This is a genomic window from Azonexus hydrophilus, assembly GCF_905120355.1.
In the GTDB taxonomy this organism is placed as follows: Bacteria; Pseudomonadota; Gammaproteobacteria; order Burkholderiales; family Rhodocyclaceae; genus Azonexus.
The window spans coordinates 1-609 of record NZ_CAJHOB010000058.1; the positions used below are offsets into that span (position 1 = coordinate 1).

The 609-nt window shown below is 62.6% G+C and carries 1 protein-coding gene; it reads right to left on the reverse strand.

Annotated features, from left to right (window positions below; all coding sequences use genetic code 11):
• A partial coding sequence (locus JYJ39_RS13980) for a Calx-beta domain-containing protein (protein WP_205205274.1) occupies positions 1–609 on the reverse strand: 609 nt, incomplete at both ends.

Below are 609 nucleotides of genomic sequence, written 5' to 3' on the forward strand. Positions count from 1 at the left end.
TCGATGCCGCTGATCCCCGGCTTGTCGTTGTCCAGAATCGTGCCCGTACCGGTCACACCGTCAATCGTCACCGTCAGCGTCTCGTTCGCTTCCACATCCGTGTCGTCGATCGTCGGGTAGCTCACCGTGAAGCTGCCTACACCCGCCGGCACCGTGATCGTTTGGGTGGTCGCGTCGTAGGTCACGCCCTTGTCAAACGTCGGTGTGTCGTAGTCAGTACCTGAGGTGGCGCTGCCACCCGTCGTGAAGCTGTAGGTCGTCGGCTGGGTCGTCGGCTCCGTCAGCGTCACCGTGTACGACAGGGGCTGACCTTCTTCCACCTGGTCGTCACTGACGCCCGGGCGGTTCGGTTCGATGCCGCTGATCCCCGGCTTGTCGTTGTCCAGAATCGTGCCCGTACCGGTCACACCGTCAATCGTCACCGTCAGCGTCTCGTTCGCTTCCACATCCGTGTCGTCGATCGTCGGGTAGCTCACCGTGAAGCTGCCTACACCCGCCGGCACCGTGATCGTTTGGGTGGTCGCGTCGTAGGTCACGCCCTTGTCAAACGTCGGTGTGTCGTAGTCAGTACCTGAGGTGGCGCTGCCACCCGTCGTGAAGCTGTAGGTC